14 protein-coding genes are annotated in these 19003 nt (G+C 60.4%); 10 read left to right on the top strand and 4 right to left on the bottom strand.

What is annotated here, in order from left to right; translation table 11 throughout:
• Window positions 1–278: 278 nt before the first annotated feature.
• Entirely contained in the window at window positions 279–2921 is a 2643-nt protein-coding gene (locus HNH97_RS07000; protein WP_171790422.1) for a M1 family metallopeptidase, read from the bottom strand.
• Window positions 2922–3260: 339 nt separating this feature from the next.
• Between HNH97_RS07000 and HNH97_RS06995 the strand changes: the two genes are divergently transcribed.
• Complete coding sequence (locus HNH97_RS06995) at window positions 3261–5252, top strand: CocE/NonD family hydrolase (RefSeq protein WP_171790415.1); 1992 nt, start codon at window positions 3261–3263, stop codon at window positions 5250–5252.
• A 46-nt stretch (window positions 5253–5298) separates the two neighbouring features.
• Window positions 5299–6786 (top strand): peptide MFS transporter, encoded by a 1488-nt coding sequence (locus HNH97_RS06990; RefSeq protein WP_171790421.1) that lies wholly within the window; start codon window positions 5299–5301, stop codon window positions 6784–6786.
• Here HNH97_RS06990 and HNH97_RS06985 read toward each other — a convergent pair.
• The 3 genes from HNH97_RS06985 to HNH97_RS06975 are packed head-to-tail and all read right to left on the bottom strand — an operon-like array spanning window position 6783 to window position 10067.
• Window positions 6783–7550: an amino acid ABC transporter ATP-binding protein gene (locus HNH97_RS06985; RefSeq protein WP_171790414.1), complete on the bottom strand. Its 768-nt coding sequence runs from the start codon at window positions 7548–7550 to the stop codon at window positions 6783–6785. The genes HNH97_RS06990 and HNH97_RS06985 overlap by 4 nt on opposite strands.
• Window positions 7540–9099 carry an ABC transporter substrate-binding protein/permease gene (locus HNH97_RS06980; RefSeq protein ID WP_320442943.1) on the bottom strand — a complete coding sequence of 520 codons (1560 nt, stop codon included), beginning with the start codon at window positions 9097–9099 and terminating at the stop codon, window positions 7540–7542. The genes HNH97_RS06985 and HNH97_RS06980 overlap by 11 nt, the downstream gene beginning before the upstream one ends.
• Complete coding sequence (locus HNH97_RS06975; RefSeq protein ID WP_171790419.1) at window positions 9096–10067, bottom strand: LysR family transcriptional regulator; 972 nt, start codon at window positions 10065–10067, stop codon at window positions 9096–9098. The genes HNH97_RS06980 and HNH97_RS06975 overlap by 4 nt, the downstream gene beginning before the upstream one ends.
• 302 nt (window positions 10068–10369) lie before the next feature.
• On the opposite strand from HNH97_RS06975, the gene HNH97_RS06970 reads away from it, so the two are divergent.
• The 8 genes from HNH97_RS06970 (at window position 10370) to HNH97_RS06935 (ending at window position 18998) form a co-directional block, all read left to right on the top strand.
• A complete protein-coding gene (locus HNH97_RS06970) occupies window positions 10370–11239 on the top strand; it encodes a dimethylarginine dimethylaminohydrolase family protein (protein WP_110912662.1) in 870 nt (289 codons plus the stop codon).
• A 197-nt stretch (window positions 11240–11436) separates the two neighbouring features.
• Window positions 11437–12615, top strand: coding sequence for a pyridoxal phosphate-dependent aminotransferase (locus tag HNH97_RS06965; RefSeq protein ID WP_171790413.1), 1179 nt, complete (start codon window positions 11437–11439; stop codon window positions 12613–12615).
• Between the two features lie 19 nt (window positions 12616–12634).
• Window positions 12635–13402, top strand: a complete 768-nt coding sequence (locus tag HNH97_RS06960; protein ID WP_244949353.1) for a class II aldolase/adducin family protein — start codon at window positions 12635–12637, stop codon at window positions 13400–13402.
• 208 nt (window positions 13403–13610) lie between these two features.
• The gene (locus HNH97_RS06955) at window positions 13611–14975 is read left to right on the top strand and encodes an Nramp family divalent metal transporter (protein WP_171790411.1); all 1365 of its coding nucleotides are present in this window, start codon (window positions 13611–13613) and stop codon (window positions 14973–14975) included.
• 41 nt (window positions 14976–15016) lie between these two features.
• Window positions 15017–15157 (top strand): hypothetical protein, encoded by a 141-nt coding sequence (locus HNH97_RS06950; RefSeq protein WP_167400287.1) that lies wholly within the window; start codon window positions 15017–15019, stop codon window positions 15155–15157.
• A 134-nt stretch (window positions 15158–15291) separates the two neighbouring features.
• On the top strand, window positions 15292–16635 hold the full coding sequence (locus HNH97_RS06945) for a dihydroorotase (RefSeq protein WP_171790410.1): 1344 nt from the start codon (window positions 15292–15294) through the stop codon (window positions 16633–16635).
• Window positions 16636–16807: 172 nt separating this feature from the next.
• Window positions 16808–17791 (top strand): L,D-transpeptidase, encoded by a 984-nt coding sequence (locus tag HNH97_RS06940; RefSeq protein WP_216657566.1) that lies wholly within the window; start codon window positions 16808–16810, stop codon window positions 17789–17791.
• A gap of 400 nt (window positions 17792–18191) precedes the next feature.
• Complete coding sequence (locus HNH97_RS06935; protein WP_171790409.1) at window positions 18192–18998, top strand: hypothetical protein; 807 nt, start codon at window positions 18192–18194, stop codon at window positions 18996–18998.
• Window positions 18999–19003: the final 5 nt, after the last annotated feature.

The following is a 19003-nucleotide window of genomic DNA, read 5'->3' as shown; positions in this document are numbered from 1 at the left end:
TGTTACAGACGGATTGAGCGCGCGGCAGGAACTGACACAGCTGCTTTTCAAAGAGGCAGATGTTCCCTGTCGCATTATCAGATAATGCGACAGGGAAATACTTCTTTTTCTCATGGGCATCCCCCTTGCAATGAACCGACTGAATGTATGATCGGTAGGTTCATTACATATGTGGAAACATCCGCCTTCGATATGAATATACTAAAGTGTAGTATTAATTACACCATGTTGCACGAATGCAACATTCATGCCGGGATATGTTAAGTTCACATCAGGATTTATTTAACATTGTTCTCCTGCATCCATTCGCCCATCTGCGTGCGCGCACGTGCATAGATTTCCGCATTGGACATGATCTTGTCCGCTGCCTGTCGTGCTGAAACCATGCTGCCGCGTGAGGACGTGCTGGAGGGATTGCTCAGAACGGCCTTGGCAATATCGGGATTGACCGTCTCCCCCGCCACGGCCGGCAGGAGCGTTTCCTGAGACCAGGGGGAAAGGCGCTTGCGGATCTCATCCTGATTTTTCAGGACAATATCCCACACTTCCTCCGGATGGCCGCTTTCACGCGCGACAATCGCAAGCGCCCTGACAATGCGGCCATTGGGGATGGCGCCGCTATAGGCGAGGGCAACCGTCCGGCGGGTCAGCGCCATGTCATGCGAAGCCGCCAGCGCATCAAAGAAACGCAGCTTGCGTTCCGTATCGGGGGCCTTGTGAATGACCTTTTCGATCTGGGCGTATGTCTTTTCGTCTGCTTCGCGTCCTGCAATCGTGGCGACGGGCGCAACCAGACTGGTGGGCAGGGAAGAAGGCGTCTTCAGGTATTTTTCGAATCGTGCCTGCGCTTCGGCAATGACCGCGCGATCCCCGAACTGTCCCAGAACATCGATCACCTTCGGACGGAGCAGGGTATCGGTAAAGGGTTCGTCCGCACGCACGTTCCAGCCAAGGCGCTGCATCTGTCCCTGCAGTACCGAACGGGCAAAATCGTGGAACCGGGCCTGCCCGGGTGTTCCCATCATCATGGTATCCAGCGCCTGCAGGTGCGAAATCGTCTCCTGCCAGACGGCGATATCATTTTCATGGGTGGCGGGAAGATTGGCCACCAGCGACAGGTAATCCTTCAGGGATGCCTGCCCGGACTGGAACATCGCGAATTCATCGCCCAGCAGGTTGGCACGGTCCGCCGGACCGAAGGAGGCAAACTCCTTCTGCAGCAGCGCAAGCGACGCCGCATCGTAACGTGTACGGTAGTACCCGTTTTCACCAAGGTTGATCTTGATCGCATGGTCACATCCCGCAAAGCGCAGCGTGGACGGGGTCTTGCCCAGCAGGATCTTGCGGACATCGCCACCCGCGTCGCCGGCAATGACTGGAACCTTCCATTTAAGGGCCGCCGCATGGGGATCATGGATCGTAAAGCGGCTTTGCGTCAGGGTCAGCACGGTCGTATCGCCCACGCACCGGCGCGCGACATTGACCTGCGGGATGCCCGGCTGCTCGACGAAACTACGCGCGACCGAACCGATATCCTGCCCCGAGGCCTGCGACAGCGCGGCCCACAGGTCATCACTGGTCGCATTGCCATAGGCATGGGCCTTCATGTAGCCGCGCATGCCGTCACGGAAACGGTCCTCGCCCAGCCAGTTCTCGATCATGCGGATCACCTGCTCACCCTTCTGGTAGCTGATCCGGTCGAACGCGCTGCTGGCCTCGCTCACATCATGGATGGTCTGCTGGATCGGGTGGGTGGTGGACTGCGCATCGAGCGCCATCGCCGCTTCACGGTCGGAGTGCTGGCGCGGCCAGATTTCCCATCCGGGGTTGAAATGGTTGGTGGCCTTGGTTTCCATCCATGATGCGAAACCTTCGTTGAGCCAGATGTCATTCCACCATCCCATGGTGACCAGGTCACCCGACCACTGGTGCGCCATTTCATGGGCGACCACCAGATACACCCATTCGCGGGTTTCGGGCGAACTGCGCTTGGGATCAAACAGGACGGCATTGTCGATGAACGTCATCGCGCCCCAGTTTTCCATTGCCCCCGCCTCGTAATTGCCAGGAATGGCCAGCAGGTCGAGCTTTGGCAGGGGGTAGGGGACGCCAAAATACTGGTTGTAATACGGCAGGATGTCGGTTGCGGCACCAAGCGCGTATTCACCGGTCTTCTCCTCCCCGGCGGGCGCATAGACATTGATGGGGGTGGAACCACCCATGCCATGCACCGCGCCAAGGTCACCCGCCACCACGGCAAGGAGGTAGCTGGACATGCGCGGCGTCGTGGCGAAATTGACGTATTTCGTCCTGCCTGCCGCCTTCGTGACCGAGGTGACGGGCATGTTGCTGACGGCGGTATAGGCACGCGGCACGCGCACGCTCAACTGGTAGGTCGCCTTCAGGCCGGGCTCATCCCAGCTTGGGAACATGCGACGCGCGTCGGCGACCTCGAACTGGGTCACCAGCATCCGTTTTTTCCGGCCCTTCTGGTCACGGTAATCATCATAATAGATGCCGTTGGGCGTCTGCGGGATCGGCCCGCTATAATGGATCGACAGGACATGCCGCCCCGCCGGAACCTGACCGGGAACAGGGACGCTCAGCGTGGCGGTCTGCGCGGTCTCGTCCTGGGAAATCTGCAAGGCGGTGCCATCGACACTGGCGGCTTCAAGCTTCAGGCCGGCCTGGTTCAGCACGATCTGCCCCACCGGGCGGCTTACGGTCAGGTCGATTTCCTCGTGACCGTTGAGTACAAGAGCCTTCATGTCCGTATCGACACTGATACGATAGGCAGAGGGCACGACGGTCGTGGGCAGTCCCCCCGGCGTCAGGGCGGGGGCGGCCGTCGCGTGACCTGCGGCATGGGCCGACACGCTGCAGGCTGCGCCACCGGCCAGCAGCGCCAGCACGGGCAGCATGTGGCGTATCAACCCGCCCGAACCCTCATTATCAGCAAAACGCACAATCGTCCTCCTTGCGGAATGTTATTCCCGTTCCTGTCATAACCTCAAACCGTTACGGTTTCCTTTGTTATTATGTAAAGTTAATGAAACCTGCAACGCAGCCCTCGTGCCCCCGGGAAAGCCCTGTCCTCGGGCCGATCGGGGCAGGGAAGGGGGCTGCCGCGACAGCCATGATCGCGTTATTTTTGCGTCAGATATCCCGTGAAAGGCGTTTTGGGCGTTCGGAACGGCTGGCTGCTATGATAAGGGCAATGCAACGACAACGCCCCATGGGCAACACTGGAGTGGAATGACGTGAAACGGCTTTCCTGGCGGCAGTTGCCGTCACTGGCAATCATGGTTGCATGTGTATCGTCCGGTACGCTGGCCGAACGTGGCTTGGCCGCCGACACGCAGGCAGCGGCCAAGGCGGCGGGCGCACCCGATACCTCCGCGCTGATGGTACAGACCGGCAGCGATATTCCCGCCCATGTGGTTTTCCCCACGAATGACCGCAACTATATCAAGCGTGACGTGATGATCCCGATGCGTGACGGCGTAAAGCTGCATACGGTCATCGTCATTCCAAAGGACGCGTCCGGTGCCCCGATCCTGCTGACGCGCACGCCCTATCATGCCTCCGCACGGGCGAACCGTATCCCTGACGCCCCCGACATCCGCTCCATCCTGCCCGAAGGCGACGATGCGTTCGTGGAAGGTGGCTATATCCGGGTATTCCAGGACATCCGGGGCAAGTACGGCTCCGAAGGGGATTACGTGATGACCCGGCCGCCACGCGGCCCGCTGAACCCTACGAAAACGGACGAGACCACGGATGCGTGGGATACAATAGAATGGCTGGTCCATAATATCCCCGAAAGCAACGGCCGCGTGGGCATGCTCGGCTCCTCCTACGAGGGCTATACGGTGGTCATGGCGCTGCTCGACCCGCATCCCGCGCTGAAGGTCACGGCCCCCGAAAGCCCGATGGTCGATGGCTGGATGGGGGATGACTGGTACCATTACGGCGCGTTCCGCCAGGGTGGGCTTGATTATTTCACCATGCAGATGTCAGAGCGCGCGGAAGGCCACGCCATCCCGCGCGTCGATCATGACGACTACACCAATTTCCTGACTGCGGGTTCGGCCGGGCAGTTCGCGCACAATGCGGGACTGGACCAGTTCCCGTGGTGGCAGCGCATGCTGGCCCATCCCGCCTATGACGCATTCTGGCAGCAGCAGGCGCTTGACCACCTGCTGGCACGCCGCAAGGCGAGTGTCCCGACCCTGTGGGAACAGGGACTGTGGGATCAGGAGGACATGTGGGGCGCGATCCATACATGGCAGGCCCTGCAGGCGACGACACCCTCTGTCCCCAACGTGCTGGTCATGGGACCGTGGCGCCACAGCCAAGTCAATTACAACGGCTCCTCCCTTGGCCCGCTGCAGTGGAATGGCAATACCGCCTCGCAGTTCCGGCATGAGGTCCTGCGTCCCTTCTTCGACCAGTACCTGCGCCCCGGCGCCGCCGCGGTCCACCTGCCCGAAGCGATCATCTACAACACCGGCCAGAACCATTGGGACTATCTCGAACGCTGGCCGCTGGCATGTGACGAACACTGCCCCCATCCGCTGCAGCCGTTCTTCGTGCATGCCGAACATGGCCTGTCGACCCGACAGCCCGAACATGACGAGCAGGCATCGGATCATTACATCTCCGACCCGCAGCATCCGGTTCCCTTCCTTGCCCGCCCGTTCTCCTTCGTTTCTGATTCGGACCGCTGGAAGACATGGCTGGTGCAGGACCAGCGCTTCGCCGAAAGCCGTCCTGATGTCGTGACCTATGAAACCCCGGTCCTGACCACCCCGGTCAAGGTCAGCGGCGTGCCCGTGGCCGACCTCTATGCCGCGACCACCGGGACGGATGCGGACTGGGTCGTCAAGGTGATCGACGTCAATCCGCCCACGACCGCCGACCGTCCCGAAATGGGCGGATATGAACTGGCGGTGTCGATGGACATCTTCCGTGGCCGTTACCGGCAGGGCTTTGACAAACCCACCGCCATCGTGCCGGGGCAGCCTGCGCGCTACCGCTTCACGCTGCCGGCGGTCAACCATGTCTTTGAACCCGGTCACCGGATCATGATCCAGATCCAGTCCAGCCAGTTCCCGCTGTATGACCGCAACCCGCAGAAATTCGTGCCCAACATCCTGCAGGCCACCAAGGAGGATTACACCGTGGCCACGCAGCAGATTTACCACGACCGTGCGCATCCCACAGCCGTCTGGCTGCCGGTTGTGCCCTGAGTGCATGTAAATGCAGGGTTCAGACAGTGACGCCGGCATGAAACCCATGTCGGCGTCAGACAGGTCCGCCGCATTCCGCGTCGTCCTTGCCATAGAGATATGGGAACGGTTCGGATTTTACGGCATGCAGGCGATCCTGCTGCTGTACATGGTCCAGAAACTGGGCATGAACGACACGCAGGCCAACATGCTGTGGGGCAGTTTCGCCGCCATAACCTATGCCGCGCCCGTTGTCGGCGGGTGGCTGGGCGATCGGGTCCTGGGGTCGCGACGGACAATGGTGGTGGGCGCCATTGTCCTGGCGAGCGGCTATCTGCTGCTGGGGGGGATGACCGGCAACGCCCATTCCCTTTTCCTCGGGATGGCGGTGATTGCGGTGGGGAACGGGCTTTTCAAGCCCAACTCATGCAATACGGTCAACCTCATCTATCGGGATCAGGAACAGACGCTCGATGTGGCCTTCACGATCTATTACATGTCGGTCAATATCGGCTCCACCTTCTCCCTCGTCCTGACGCCATGGCTGCAGCAGACCTATGGCTGGGCCGTGGCCTTCGCGTCATGTGGCGTGGGGCTTGTGCTGGGGATCGTGGCCTATTTCATACGCCGCCGCAGGCTGGACGGGATTGGCACGGCACCGGATTTCAACGCGGTGCCCATCCGGCACGGCTTCGTGATTTCGGCGGCGATCCTGGCGGCCATTGCGGTCATCGTACGCATCCTTGAATCCAGTTCGATCCAGGGGATGCTGGTCATGGCGTCGGGCCTGATGATCATGGCGGCATGGGTGGTCCTGTATGTCCGCGCCGCCGCCCATGAACGCCCGGGCCTGAAGATCATATATCTCCTGACTTTCGAAGTGGCGCTCTACTTCGTCTTCTACCAGCAGATGGTGACGTCGCTGACGCTGTTTACCCTGCGCAATGTCAGCAAGGATTTCACGCTGATGGGCCTGCATCTGTTCTCGATGTCGGCGGGGCAGTTCCAAGCGTTCAACCCCCTGTGGATCATGCTGGGCACGCCGCTTCTGATTGCGGTTTACAAATGGCTGGGCCGGCGCGATGCGGATATCAGCATCGCGGGGAAATTCGTCATCGGCTTCGCCTGTGTCACACTCTCCTTCGTGATATGGTGGGTGTGCACGCATCTGTGTGCGGGCGATCATGTGTCACCGTGGTGGATGCTGTTCGGATATGGGCCGCTGTCGATCGGCGAACTCATGCTCAACAGCCTGGGGCTTGCTGCCATTGCGCGGTATGTCCCGCCACGTATCAGCGCCTTCATGGCGGGGTGCTTTTACGTGCTGATCGGCTTTGCCATGTATGTCGGCAGCATGGTCGCCAACATGGCGGCCATCGACAATGCCGGCGAAAGGGGAACCGACGCGGCGCAGACGCTGGTGATCTATGGCACCCTGTTTCGCAACCTTGCCTTTGTAGCGGGGACGGCAACCCTTGCGTTCGCCCTCCTGCTGCCTCTGGTGCGGGGATGGGAACGCGCCAATGCCGCGGCCCACGCCGGACAACAGGGCTAGGGGCCGAGCATACGGTCAAGGAACATCCGCGCACGTGTGCTGCGCGGGGACTGGAAAAAGGACGTGGCAGGAGCACTCTCCAGGATCCTGCCACGATCCATGAAGATGATGCGGTCGGCCACATGACGGGCGAACCCCATTTCATGTGTGACGAAAATGCTCGTGATGCCTGCATCACACAGGTCATTGATGATGGCCATGACCCCGCGGATGGATTCCGGGTCGAGGGCGGCCGTCGGTTCGTCAAACATCATGATCTGTGGCTGCATGCACAGCGCCCGCGCGATGGCGACACGCTGCTGCTGACCGCCGGAAAGCTGGGCGGGATAGCGCTCCGCCTGTTCCCTGATACCGACCTGCTCCAGAAACCCGAGCGCAAGGGTACGTGCCTGCGCAGGGGACATTTTGCGCACGAGGCGCGGGGCAAGGGTGCAGTTGTCAAGAACGCTCAGATGCGGAAAAAGATGGTAGTTCTGGAAAACCAGTCCGACCATGCCGCGCAGTTTCACAAGGTCGGTCGTTTCGTCAATCACCTGTCCATTGATCGACAGGGTGCCGCTGTCATGCGCCTCCGTCCGGTTGAAGCAGCGGATAAGGGTGGATTTTCCCGCCCCTGACGGGCCAAGAACCGCGACCTTCTCCCCCTTGCGGATTTCAAGGTCGATGGTGTCCAGCAGGCTCATCTCCCCCCGGTTCCTGCACAATCCACGGGCCGCCACGACAACGGATGCATCCTCCCCCATGGCGGCCGGATTACCGTTCATGAACACTTCCCCCATGGGCGGCCCATCCAAGGCGATGTTCCATGATTTTCTGCAGCGTGATGAAAAACAGCACCATCAGCAGGTAATAGACAAGGGCCGCCGCGTAATATTCACTGAACTCGAAACTCCGGGCGACCTCCACCTGCGCCACGGACAGAAGTTCGTGCAGCGAAATGACCGACGCCAGCGACGTGGTCTTGAGCAGCGTGATGAAATCATTAAGCGTGGGCGGCAGGGCGATCCGCAGGGCCTGTGGCAGGACGACATGGCGATAGATCTGCCCGGTCCGCATGCCCAGCGCCTTTCCCGCCGCGACCTGCCCGGGATCAACGGAAGCGAGCGCAGAACGGTTGATTTCAGCCTGGTAGGCACTTTCATTGAGTGACAGCGATATCCACGCCGCAAGGAACGGCGTGAACCATGCCTCCCTGAAGATGGGACAGAACTGCGGCAGCGCATTCCACACGAACAGCAGTTGCAGCAGGGTCGGCACGGCACGAAAGACATAGATGTAGAGACCCAGCAGCGTGCGCACGATCCCTGGCCGCCCCCCAAGCCGCAGGGCGATGGGAATCGAGATCACGATGGCCGTCAGGTGCGACGCCAGCGCCAGCGCCAGCGTGACCGCCGCCCCCCGCAGGAATGACGCCGACACCAGCGCGCGGAAAAAATCATGCCAGACAAAGACCGGGGCAGGGGCCGCCGACAGGACCGTGGCGCTGCTTGGGGCAATTGACCAGCGGCGCGCAATGGTATTGATCCGGCCATTGGCGGACAGGACGGCAATGGCATGGCGCAGGGCCTCGTGATCCTGCGCGTCCTTGCGTATGTACAGGGCGAACTGCCGGTATTGCGGGTCACTGGTCCGCAGGATGACATGCACCTTGCCATGCAGTTGCTTCTGGCGGAAATATATCTCCACATCCTGACTTATGAAGGCAAAGTCCCGGTCTAGGAGAACCTGCTGCACCACCGTTTCCTCGGTAGGATACTGCTGGATCTCGATGGGCATGCGGTGCTGTGCCAGCAGTTGTGCGTTCAGGCGTTCGATCATGGCCGCGTAACTGGTGCCCGCCTGCACGGCGACACGTCGCCCGGACAGGTCATCCATGGTGGCGATGGCGCCGGTCGCGGCAGGCGCCACAACCACCATCGCCGTATCCAGGTAGGGAACGGCGTCAAAACTTCTTTCCCGACTGGGAAGGCGCGTGACGCCACTTGCGACCATCGCGCACCGTCCTGCCATAAGGGAGGGAAACAGCCCCACGAAATCCATGGAGGAAACCTCAAGCCGGACATGCCAGTACTCGGCAAGTGCGCGCGCAAGGTCGATATCCACGCCAGAAGGCAGGCTCTGATCCTCCCCCTCATGTTTCATGAACGTCATCGGGGGCAGGGTGGGATTGGTGCAGACGTTCAGGACACCATCATGAATGAAGCCCGGCAGGCCGGACACCTGCGCCCGGATCGGACGCGCATGCAGCATTACAAGAAGAAAGAAACACAGGGACAACAGATCCGTCACCGCAGGACAGGTGGAATATCTCAATATGAGTCTTCCAGTATCGTGCGGAAGGTTTCGATCATCATGCCCGTATCGGGGGACGGACGCACCAGGAAATGGAAACTGGTCATCAGGCGCAGGCTGTCCGGCGCGATATGGCGCAAAAGCCCCTCGGCAACAAGCGGCCGCGCATAGGCTTCGGGCAGGAAACCGATATAATTGCCCGAAAGGATCAGCAGGGCGCGGGCATCAACATTTTCGGCACCGGCGCAGAACGTCATATGGCCCTTGATCCGGTCCCACGCAGGGGAGGAAACCGCGCTGGAGACCTCGATCATGCGCTGCTGCGTCAGGACATCGAACGTGATGTCATCCTTGTCCATCTGCGCCAGTGGATGCGTCATCGCGCAGTACAGGCCAAGGGATTCCGTAAACAGCGCCGTACTTTCCATGTCCGGTCGATGGTGGCCATGCAGCACGATGCCCGCCGTGGCACGCCCATCAAGCACCGCAAGTTCCACTTCACGCGGGGAGGCGGAATACATGTTCATGAAAACCGAAGGATGGCGCGCGGTAAAGGTCTTGATGGCACGTATGACCGCCGTTTCCCCGTGAATCAGGATATTGTCCGGCATATACAGCGAAAAACGTCCCGACAGGATGCCGCTTGCCGTATTGATGCGCTGCTGGAAACGCTCGATATCCGCCAGCAGCTCCTCCGTCGCCTCAAGCACCATGCGCCCTTCGCCCGTCAGGGCAAATCCGCTGCGCCCGCGCTGGCACAGTTTTATGTTGAGGCGGTTTTCCAGCGCCGAGATATCGATACTGATCGAAGACTTGCTTTTTCCCAGGGCAATTTCTGCCGCCGAAAATCCCCCGCGTTCGGCCACCGTGCGAAAGACGCGCAGCAGACGCAGGTCCACCTCGGCCACCTGGCCACGGAAACCACCCCCCCTGCGTCGGCCTGCCGCCATCCGCTTTGTGGAAGATGGGGAAGGGGAGGAAAGGGTCATTGATGAGGCTGTCATGTGCGTCGGGATCCGTCCATGGTGCCAGTGGGATATCGGTCGGGATGACTTCGGCCGGATGGTTACGACCTGATGAATTCTGCTGATCGTTACTTGTCCGCTCCAGATTGTCCAGAGAGTGCAACATTATATGTCATGGCACAAACAGGTTTTTTGATTTCTTGCGGTTAATGAAATTTCAAAGTGAACTATGCATCATTCCTATCCCGTCAAATCCGTCACGTTGCTACGCTGCAAACCCTTCCTGCCGGGGGGCAGACGCGCCATTTCTTCGGGATTTTCACGTAATGAACGCAAATCACTGGTTCATGGACAGCGAAAGCGGCACCCTTGCCGATGTGCTTCTGTGCCGGCCAGAGCATTATTCATGGATACCAAGCAACGACATCGCAATCCAGACCCTGGCCAGCGGGCGTCGCACCAATCATGCCGATATGCTTTCACAGTTTGATGAACTGGTGGATGCCCTGCGCATGGCGGACGTCAACTGCCATTTCATGACACCGCAGAGCGGCATGCCCTATGAGGTCTATACCCGCGACAGTTCACAGACCACGCCATTCGGCACCGTGGTCACCCGCATGTCGCGCCCCGAACGCCGTGCGGAGGAAGGGGCGGTGCGGCAGTTCTATGCCCCCGGCGAAATCTGGAAAACCTGCACGCAGGGCCATATCGAGGGAGGCGACATACATTTCATACGTCCCGGCCTGCTGGTGATCGGGGTCAGTGGCGGCCGCACGGACGAAGACGGGGCAAGGCAGTTCGCCGACTGGTTCATACAGGAAGGCTGGACCTGCCGCCTGATTCGCTTCCCCGCGCATTTCCTGCATCTTGATGTCATCTTCACGATGATCAACGACGACACGGCCATTGCGGTCACCGATGTCCTGCCCGATGCCGACCTTGCATGGCTGCGCGCGCAGGGCATACGCCTGCTGCCCGTCAGTTACAAGGAAGCGATGAACGACATGGGATGCAATGTCCTTGCGCTGGGGAAGGGGCGGGTCATCAGTCCACGCCACAGCACGCGAATCAACCAGATGATGCGCGCCGAAGGCATGGAGGTCCTGACCCCGCATCTGGAGCAGTTTTCACGCGGCGGGGGCAGCGTGCACTGCATGACCATGCCCCTGCGGCGGGCCTCCCTGGCGCGGTGAACGCCCGATAAGGCCATGCCGGCCGCGCAATTCCGACATAAGCGTGGTGTGGCATATTTTCACACCCGCATGGTCATTACGATCCGTGTTTCATAATGGAACTTGATCGTAATGAATAAGCCTGCATGATATGTGTCCTCAGGATGGTTGCGGGGCCATGGTCACCATCGCCCTGACATAACTAAGGAACGCGTATTATGGATACGGATGCGACTTTGTCGGCTGACGCCCGGCGTGACCTTCTGCAGCGGGGATATTCGCGTCGGCAGTTTGGCCGTATCGGGGCGTTGCTGGGCACCGGTCTGGCGCTAGCGTCGCTGCCGGGCAGGGTTTCGCAGGCACGCGGGGTCGTGGCGTCGGCCGGCGATAACGCGGGCAAGGTGCTGATCGACAGCAACGAATGGTGGACCGGCCCCATGGAGGCAGGCGTGCGCGCCGGTACCGCCATGGTGGCGCAGGGCAACCGTTACTGGCCCAATCGCAACCGGCAGGACCTGATCAAGGCGGTTTCCGAAATCGAGGGCGTGCCCGCCGACCATATCATGCCCTGGCCCGGTTCGGGCGATCCGCTGTGTCGCGCCATCGTGACGTTCTGTTCCCCCAAACGGGGACTTGTCACGCTGGACCCGACCTATGAACCGTCATGGGAGACGGCGGAGTGGCTGAAGGTTCCGCTGGCGAAGGTGGCGCTGCGTCCGGAAAACAACTGGAAAGCGGATGTCCGCGCCATGCTGGCGGCCAATCCGAACGCGGGGGTCTACTATATCTGTTCCCCCAACAATCCCACCGGCACGCTGACGCCCATTGCCGATATCGAATGGCTGGTCGCCAACAAGCCCGCAGGCTCGATCGTACTGGTGGACGAGGCTTATATCCACTTTTCGGGCACGCCCAGCGCCGCCTCCCTTGTCGCGGCGGGCAAGGACGTGATCGTGCTGCGCACGTTCTCCAAGCTGTTCGGCATGGCTGGCCTGCGCCTCGGGCTCAGCATGGGGCGTCCCGACCTGCTGGAAAAGATGATGCGTTATGACGGGTTCTCCCAATCCTTCATGCTCTCCACCGTGGCCCTTGCCACCGGACTGGCCAGCGTCACGCGCGCGCAGGAGATCGTGCAGCGTCGCAACGAGATGATCGCCAACCGGGAGATGACATTCGCGCACCTGCGCCAGCGCGGGATCTCCTACATCCCCAGCGTGGCGAACATGTTCATCGTTGACTGGAAGCGCCCGGCGAAACCGGTGCGGGAGGCATTTGCGAAACAGGGCGTCATCATCGGGCGCAACTGGTCCATATGGCCGAACTGTTCACGCATCACCGTCGGGTCCGAAAGCGACATGCACAGTTTCTGCAAGGCGCTGGATGTCGTCATTGCCTGACGCGACGGGTAACGGGGACATGGACGTGCGGGAGGCGGGGGTACCAGTGCCCCCGCCATCCGCAACGGAACAGGTGCTGCGCCGCGAACTTGCTGCGGCGTATCGTCTGGTGGCGCATTTCGGGATGACCGACCTTGTCTATACGCATCTCTCGGCACGACTGCCGGGGGAGCGGCATGCCTATCTGGTCAACCCGTATGGTTTCCTGTTCGAGGAAATCACCGCAAGTTCCCTTGTAAGCGTGGATGCCGACGGCCATCCGCGCCAGCAGACCGCCTGGCCCATCAATCCCGCGGGCTTCGTCATCCATTCCGCCATCCACCGTGCCCGGCCCGACGCTGCCTGCGTCATGCACACCCACACGGTTGCGGGCATGGCCGTGGCGGCGCAGGATCGCAAGATCCTGCCCATCAACCAGATCAGCATGGAATTCCATGACCGTATCGGGTTCCATGCCTATGAAGGGCTGGCCGCCGAAGACAATCTGAGCGAGCGCGAACGCCTTGTCCGCGACCTTGGGGACAAGCATGGCCTGATCCTGCAAAATCATGGCCTGCTGACAGTCGGGCGCACGGTGGCGGAATGTTTTTACCGCATGTACTATCTGGAGCAGGCCTGCCGTATTCAGGTCGCGGCGCAGTCAACCGGCGTGAAGCTGCATTTCCCGTCACTTCCCAGCATCCTGCGCGCACGCCAGCAATTCGAAGACGATACGGACCAGGGACAACTGATCTGGCAGGCACTGATCCGCAAGCTCGATCGTGAACAGCCGGATTACCGCAACTGACCTTCGGCCGCAGGCAGGCCACCTGCCTGCGCGTTCCCTGATGACATTCCCGCCCGCAACAGCATGCCTTTCCCGCCGGTTTCCCCTGCTCGCGGTCTTGTAACCTGCATGCTATGAAAAATTGTCATCACCACAAGATATAGCTTGTTGCATATTTCATGGCAGTGGCGTTCAATGACCTGACGACAAGGTTTTCAGGCAGGTCTTCATGTCCGCTCCACCCTCCATGCCGCCCCCTTCGCAGCCATGGCGCTTCACCCGGCAGGGCACGGATGGACGGAGCCTGCCCGAAGTCCATGCCAGCATCCATGTCCCGGACAGCACCGCCGCGTGGTGGCGCCGTTTTCTGGCGTTCGTCGGTCCGGGATACATGATTTCGGTCGGATATATGGACCCCGGCAACTGGGCCACCGACCTGCAGGGCGGGTCGCGGTTCGGGTATCATCTGCTGTGGGTTGTCATGCTGTCCAACCTGATGGCGATCGTGCTTCAGGCACTTGCGGCACGACTGGGCATTGTGACCGGCCGCGACCTTGCACAGGCATGCCGGGACCATTTCCCCCCGCTGGCGAATTCCATTTTGTGGCTGTCATGCGAACTCGCCATCATCGCCTGCGACCTGGCGGAGGTCATTGGCACGGCCGTTGCCCTGCAACTGCTGTTTGGCCTGCCCCTGATCGGGGGATGTATTGTATCCATTGCGGACGCCTTCGTCGTGCTGCTGCTGATGCAGCGTGGCTTCCGCTATCTTGAATCCTTCATCATCGGACTGCTGCTCATCATCGCAGGCTGTTTCGTGGTGCAGGTCATCGCGTCCGTTCCCTCCATTTCCGCGATCCTGCGCGGGTTCATGCCATCGTCGCAGGTCCTGAGGGACCCTTCGATGCTGTATATCGCCATCGGCATCATCGGGGCGACGGTCATGCCGCATAACCTGTACCTGCATTCCTCCATCGTGCAGACCCGTGCCTTCGACCGCACTCCGGCGGGACGACGCGACGCCATCCGGTGGTCAACACTCGACAGCACGATCGCCCTTGTTCTGGCGCTGTTCATCAATGCCGCCATCCTGATTGTCGCGGCGGCGGCGTTCCATGCCAGCGGACATCACGACGTTGCTGAAATTTCCGATGCCTATCGCCTGCTGTCACCCGTGCTGGGCGTGGGGATCGCATCCACCCTGTTCGCAACGGCCCTGCTGGCGGCGGGCATGAATTCAACCGTGACCGGCACGCTGGCCGGGCAGATCGTCATGGAAGGGTTCCTGCACCTTTCCATGCCATCATGGGCGCGTAGACTGCTGACCCGCGGCCTTGCGGTCATTCCCGTCCTGTTCGTCACGTTGCTTTATGGCACGCATGGGGTGGGAGAACTGCTGATGTTCAGCCAGGTCATCCTGTCGATGCAACTGCCCTTTGCGGTCATCCCGCTGGTGATGTTCGTCTCTGACCGTGAAAAGATGGGGGAATTCGTGATCTCTCCCCCGATGAAAGCCATGGCGTGGCTTATCGCCGCCATCATCCTCATCCTCAATTTCAAACTGCTGTGGGACAGTCTGACATCCCTGAACTGAACAATGCCGCACAACACCCAATTTCGTGTACGGAGGAGAAAATGACCGACCTGTCGCATGATGTCCCGCCCGCGCAGGTGCATCTTGGCCACCGGCACGCAGCCCCGGATTATCACCTCGGTCGCCTTGTCATCATCACGATGGCGATTGCGTGCATGACCCTGTTTTTCATTCTCCAGTAGGCCACACAGCGCAGCGGCATGCGTGAAGGCACCTGTCTTCTTCTGGACGTATGCACGCATGTCGATTATTTTCCGTCCCACGCCGGAGCCGGTTGCGTATCTGCTCCTGAAACGTAAACGAGACGGAAGACCTGATGCCTGGCACATCGTACGACCTTGTTTTGAAAAACGGGACTGTCGTCCTTCCCGATCAGACCGTAACGGTGGACGTTTTCGTCCGTGACGGACGGATTGCACGCATCGGCGGCACCGGCAGCGCGGATCGCACGCTGGACTGCACGGGCCTGACCATCCTGCCCGGCGTGATCGACACGCAGGTCCATTTCCGCGAACCCGGACCCGGCGATGCGGAAGACCTGGAATCCGGCAGCCGCGCCGCCGTGCTTGGCGGCGTGACGGGCGTGTTCGAGATGCCCAATACCCGCCCCCCCACCGATACGCCCGAAGCCGTGGCGGACAAGCTGGCGCGCGCACGCGGGCGCATGTGGTGCGAACACGCATTCTATGTCGGGGCGACGACGGACAATGCAGAGCAGTGCGGGGAACTTGAAAAGCTGCCGGGCACCGCAGGGATCAAGATCTTCATGGGCTCCTCCACCGGCAGCCTGCTGGTGTCCGATGACCGGATCCTCGAACGTGTCCTGCGCTCCGGCTCCCGCCGCGTCGCGATCCATGCCGAGGACGAGGACAGGCTGCTGGAACGGGTCGGGCATCGCGTGGCGGGGGATCCGTCCTCCCACCCGGTCTGGCGTGACGAGGAAACGGCAATGCGCGCGACACGGCGCATCGTGGCCCTTGCACGCAGGACAGGCCGCCGCATCCATGTGCTGCATGTCACCACGCCGGCGGAACTGGAATTCCTTTCGGCCAACAAGGATATCGCCAGTTGCGAGGTCACGCCGCAGCACCTGACCCTTGCGGCGGAGGAGGCCTATCCCGAACTCGGCACGCTGGCGCAGATGAACCCGCCGATCCGCAACCGCACGGCGCGAGAGGGCCTGTGGTACTGGATGGGGCAGGGGGTACCCGACATCATCGGATCCGACCATGCCCCCCATACCATGACGGCAAAGGAACGTTCCTATCCCGACTCCCCATCCGGCATGCCGGGGGTGCAGACGCTGCTGCCGCTGATGCTTGATCATGTCGCGCAGGGACGCCTGACGCTGCGCAAGGTGGTGAACATGACATCCGCCGGACCACAGCGCCTGTTCGGACTGGTGCGCAAGGGACGGATCGCCGTGGGGTACGACGCCGATTTCTCGATCGTCGATCTTGGGGCCCGCTGGGAGATCCGGCAGGACTGGCTGGCATCACGTTGCGGCTGGTCACCTTTTGTCGGTCGCACCCTGACCGGCCGTCCCGTTGGCACCATCATCCGGGGGAATACCGTCATGTGGGAAGGGGAACTGCCCGGCACGGCAGTCGGCGAACCCTTCCGTTTCGATGCCACGGACCGACCGCAGGACGTACGATAGGAACCTGCATACCCTCCATGGAAACCCGAAGACTGTATCGAACGCTCCAGCACAAGGGAAATGGATCAGGGACGGCAGGGAGGTAGTAGAATACGCTAAAGATGCATTTCATTGGTTTTTCAGAACAGAACGTACATCCACGGGATCGCCAGACCGTCATGCCGGAAGCCAGATGCAGATAAGTTTACATGCGGCGGCCGGGACATTCCTGATTATCTGGGGCCTTGCGACGACACAGGGACATGCGCAGTCCGCCCCACCTGACATCATGCAGGACATGAACGACCTGCGCGCCGCGCTGAAGACAGAAGTGGGGCCGCAGGTCGCCCGGACCAGCGCCAACCTTACGGACACGGCCCTTGCACAGGCCAGGGATCTTCTCAACAGGACGCATCTGTGGCCCGATACCGCACAGGTCGTACTGGTCGTGGACCGTGCCGAACGTGTGCAGCGCCTGTGGGTCACAGTGGGCGGGGGGGAACTTGGAAAACTGATTGCGCTGGGCTCGGTCCGTGTCAGCACGGGACGCCCTGGCCGTACGGAACATTTTCGTACGCCCGTGGGGATTTTCCTCAATGACGGGCAGATCTACGGCTACCGTGCGCAGGGGACGAAAAATGAATTCGGCGTGCGTGGCAATGGCAACAAGGGCATGCGCGTCTGGGACTTTGGCTGGCAGACGACCGAGGACTGGCGCAGGAAAGGCGCGCTCGCCGTTGTCCGTCTGGAGATGCACGCAACGGACCCCGACCTGCTGGAAGGGCGTCTGGGCCGTTCGGATTCCGAAGGCTGCATTCGCATTCCTTCACGTTTCAACACGTTCCTTGACCATCATGGCCTGATTGATCGCGACCTCGACAGCCAGATCCATGACGGCCAGAACGCGCGTGGCCTTCAGGCCCTTCTGGGTGCGAACCATGTTCCCGATCCCCTCTCGGGGGACAGGGTGGTCGTGATTGATTCGTCGCAAAAGGATGCGCAACTGTCCGACCCGGAACTGGCACGCAAGATGCAGGATGATTTTGCAAGGTTCCTGGCCCAGGCGCAAAATCCCAATCCCAACTCTGCTCCTGCTCCTGCTCCTGCTCCTGCTCCTGCTCCTGCTCCTGCTCCTGCTCCTGCAGAGCCCGCGACGGAAGATACGACAAGCCTTTAAATTCATTATTCCGGAAGTTTTTATGGTTATCTTCCGTAACCCGGTCATGAAAACTTCATGATATCCGTGCTGTATCTGGATTCTTCCAGAATATCTGCCGTTCCATAAAAAACGACTGCAATCATCCCCCGACCGTCCGCATCCTGCTTCCATGCGAAAGCCAGAACTTTCGCCCGGAATTATTTAATTCCATCGGTCGATTATTTTTTCCTGCGCAAGGTAGGGATTCCTGCCCGATATCTTATACATTTTCATGAATATATAATGAATCTTTAAATAGAGACCTTACAGGTCCATATTTTTAATTCCAATTGGTCTATTTTTTCGTTGACGACAAAATGCGGCGTCGTTATGTGATTGCAAAATTTCACTTACAGAATACATTGGGAAAATATTGGTAATGCGTGATTTTTACCGGATTGGCGTAAAAACGTTTTCCGTTCTCTGCATCTCGGCTGCAATTTCGGGATGTGCGACCGATCAGTCTGGTAATACTGCGCAGACCGGCACCGAACCCGGCGTCCACACGACACGCAACCATGTCGTGGCGGGCCTTGCCAGCCTGATCGGCGGGGAAACCTTTGGTTCGAGTATCGGCAACATGCTCGACAACATGGACCGCAAGGCGTTGGCCCGCCGTCAGCAGCAGCTTCTGATGGCGCAGGGGGACAACCGTACGGTGACGTGGCAGTCCGACCACTCCACCATGCGCGCCACCATCACCACGTCCAATACCCGGCAGGAAGACAAGTCGATCCGTATTGTCCGCAATGCCGACGTGGCGGCGCCGGGGTCGATCCATGCGATTGGCGCGCGATACCAGGTGACGTCATCTTCCCCGGTCTATCTTTCCCCGTCCACCTCCGCCACGGTCGCGATGACGCTGCCGACCCATTCCGTGATCATGGTGGTGGGACAGTTGACGGGACAGAACTGGATGCTGGTTTCGCAGCATGGCCGTTCGATCGGCTACGTCGCGGCATCTTCGCTGCAACCGCTGTCGGCCGGGAGCCACCATGCCGCGACCAGCGGGACATTTGACCTCGATGCAGCGCCGGCCGCCCCCGAAGGCAAGACGGTATCGTCGAACGTCAATGCAAGCGTCACCTGCCGCGACCTGAAAACCGTCGCGACCGACAAGGGAAAATCCAGCACATCGACCGAAACGGCATGCCGTTCGGCACAGGGTGTATGGGAACTCAACTAACGTGA

The organism is Gluconacetobacter entanii, assembly GCF_013155425.1.
In the GTDB taxonomy this organism is placed as follows: domain Bacteria; phylum Pseudomonadota; class Alphaproteobacteria; order Acetobacterales; family Acetobacteraceae; genus Novacetimonas; species Novacetimonas entanii.
The sequence above is the reverse complement of the archived record's forward strand: the minus strand, read 5'-3'. Positions and strand labels throughout refer to the sequence as shown.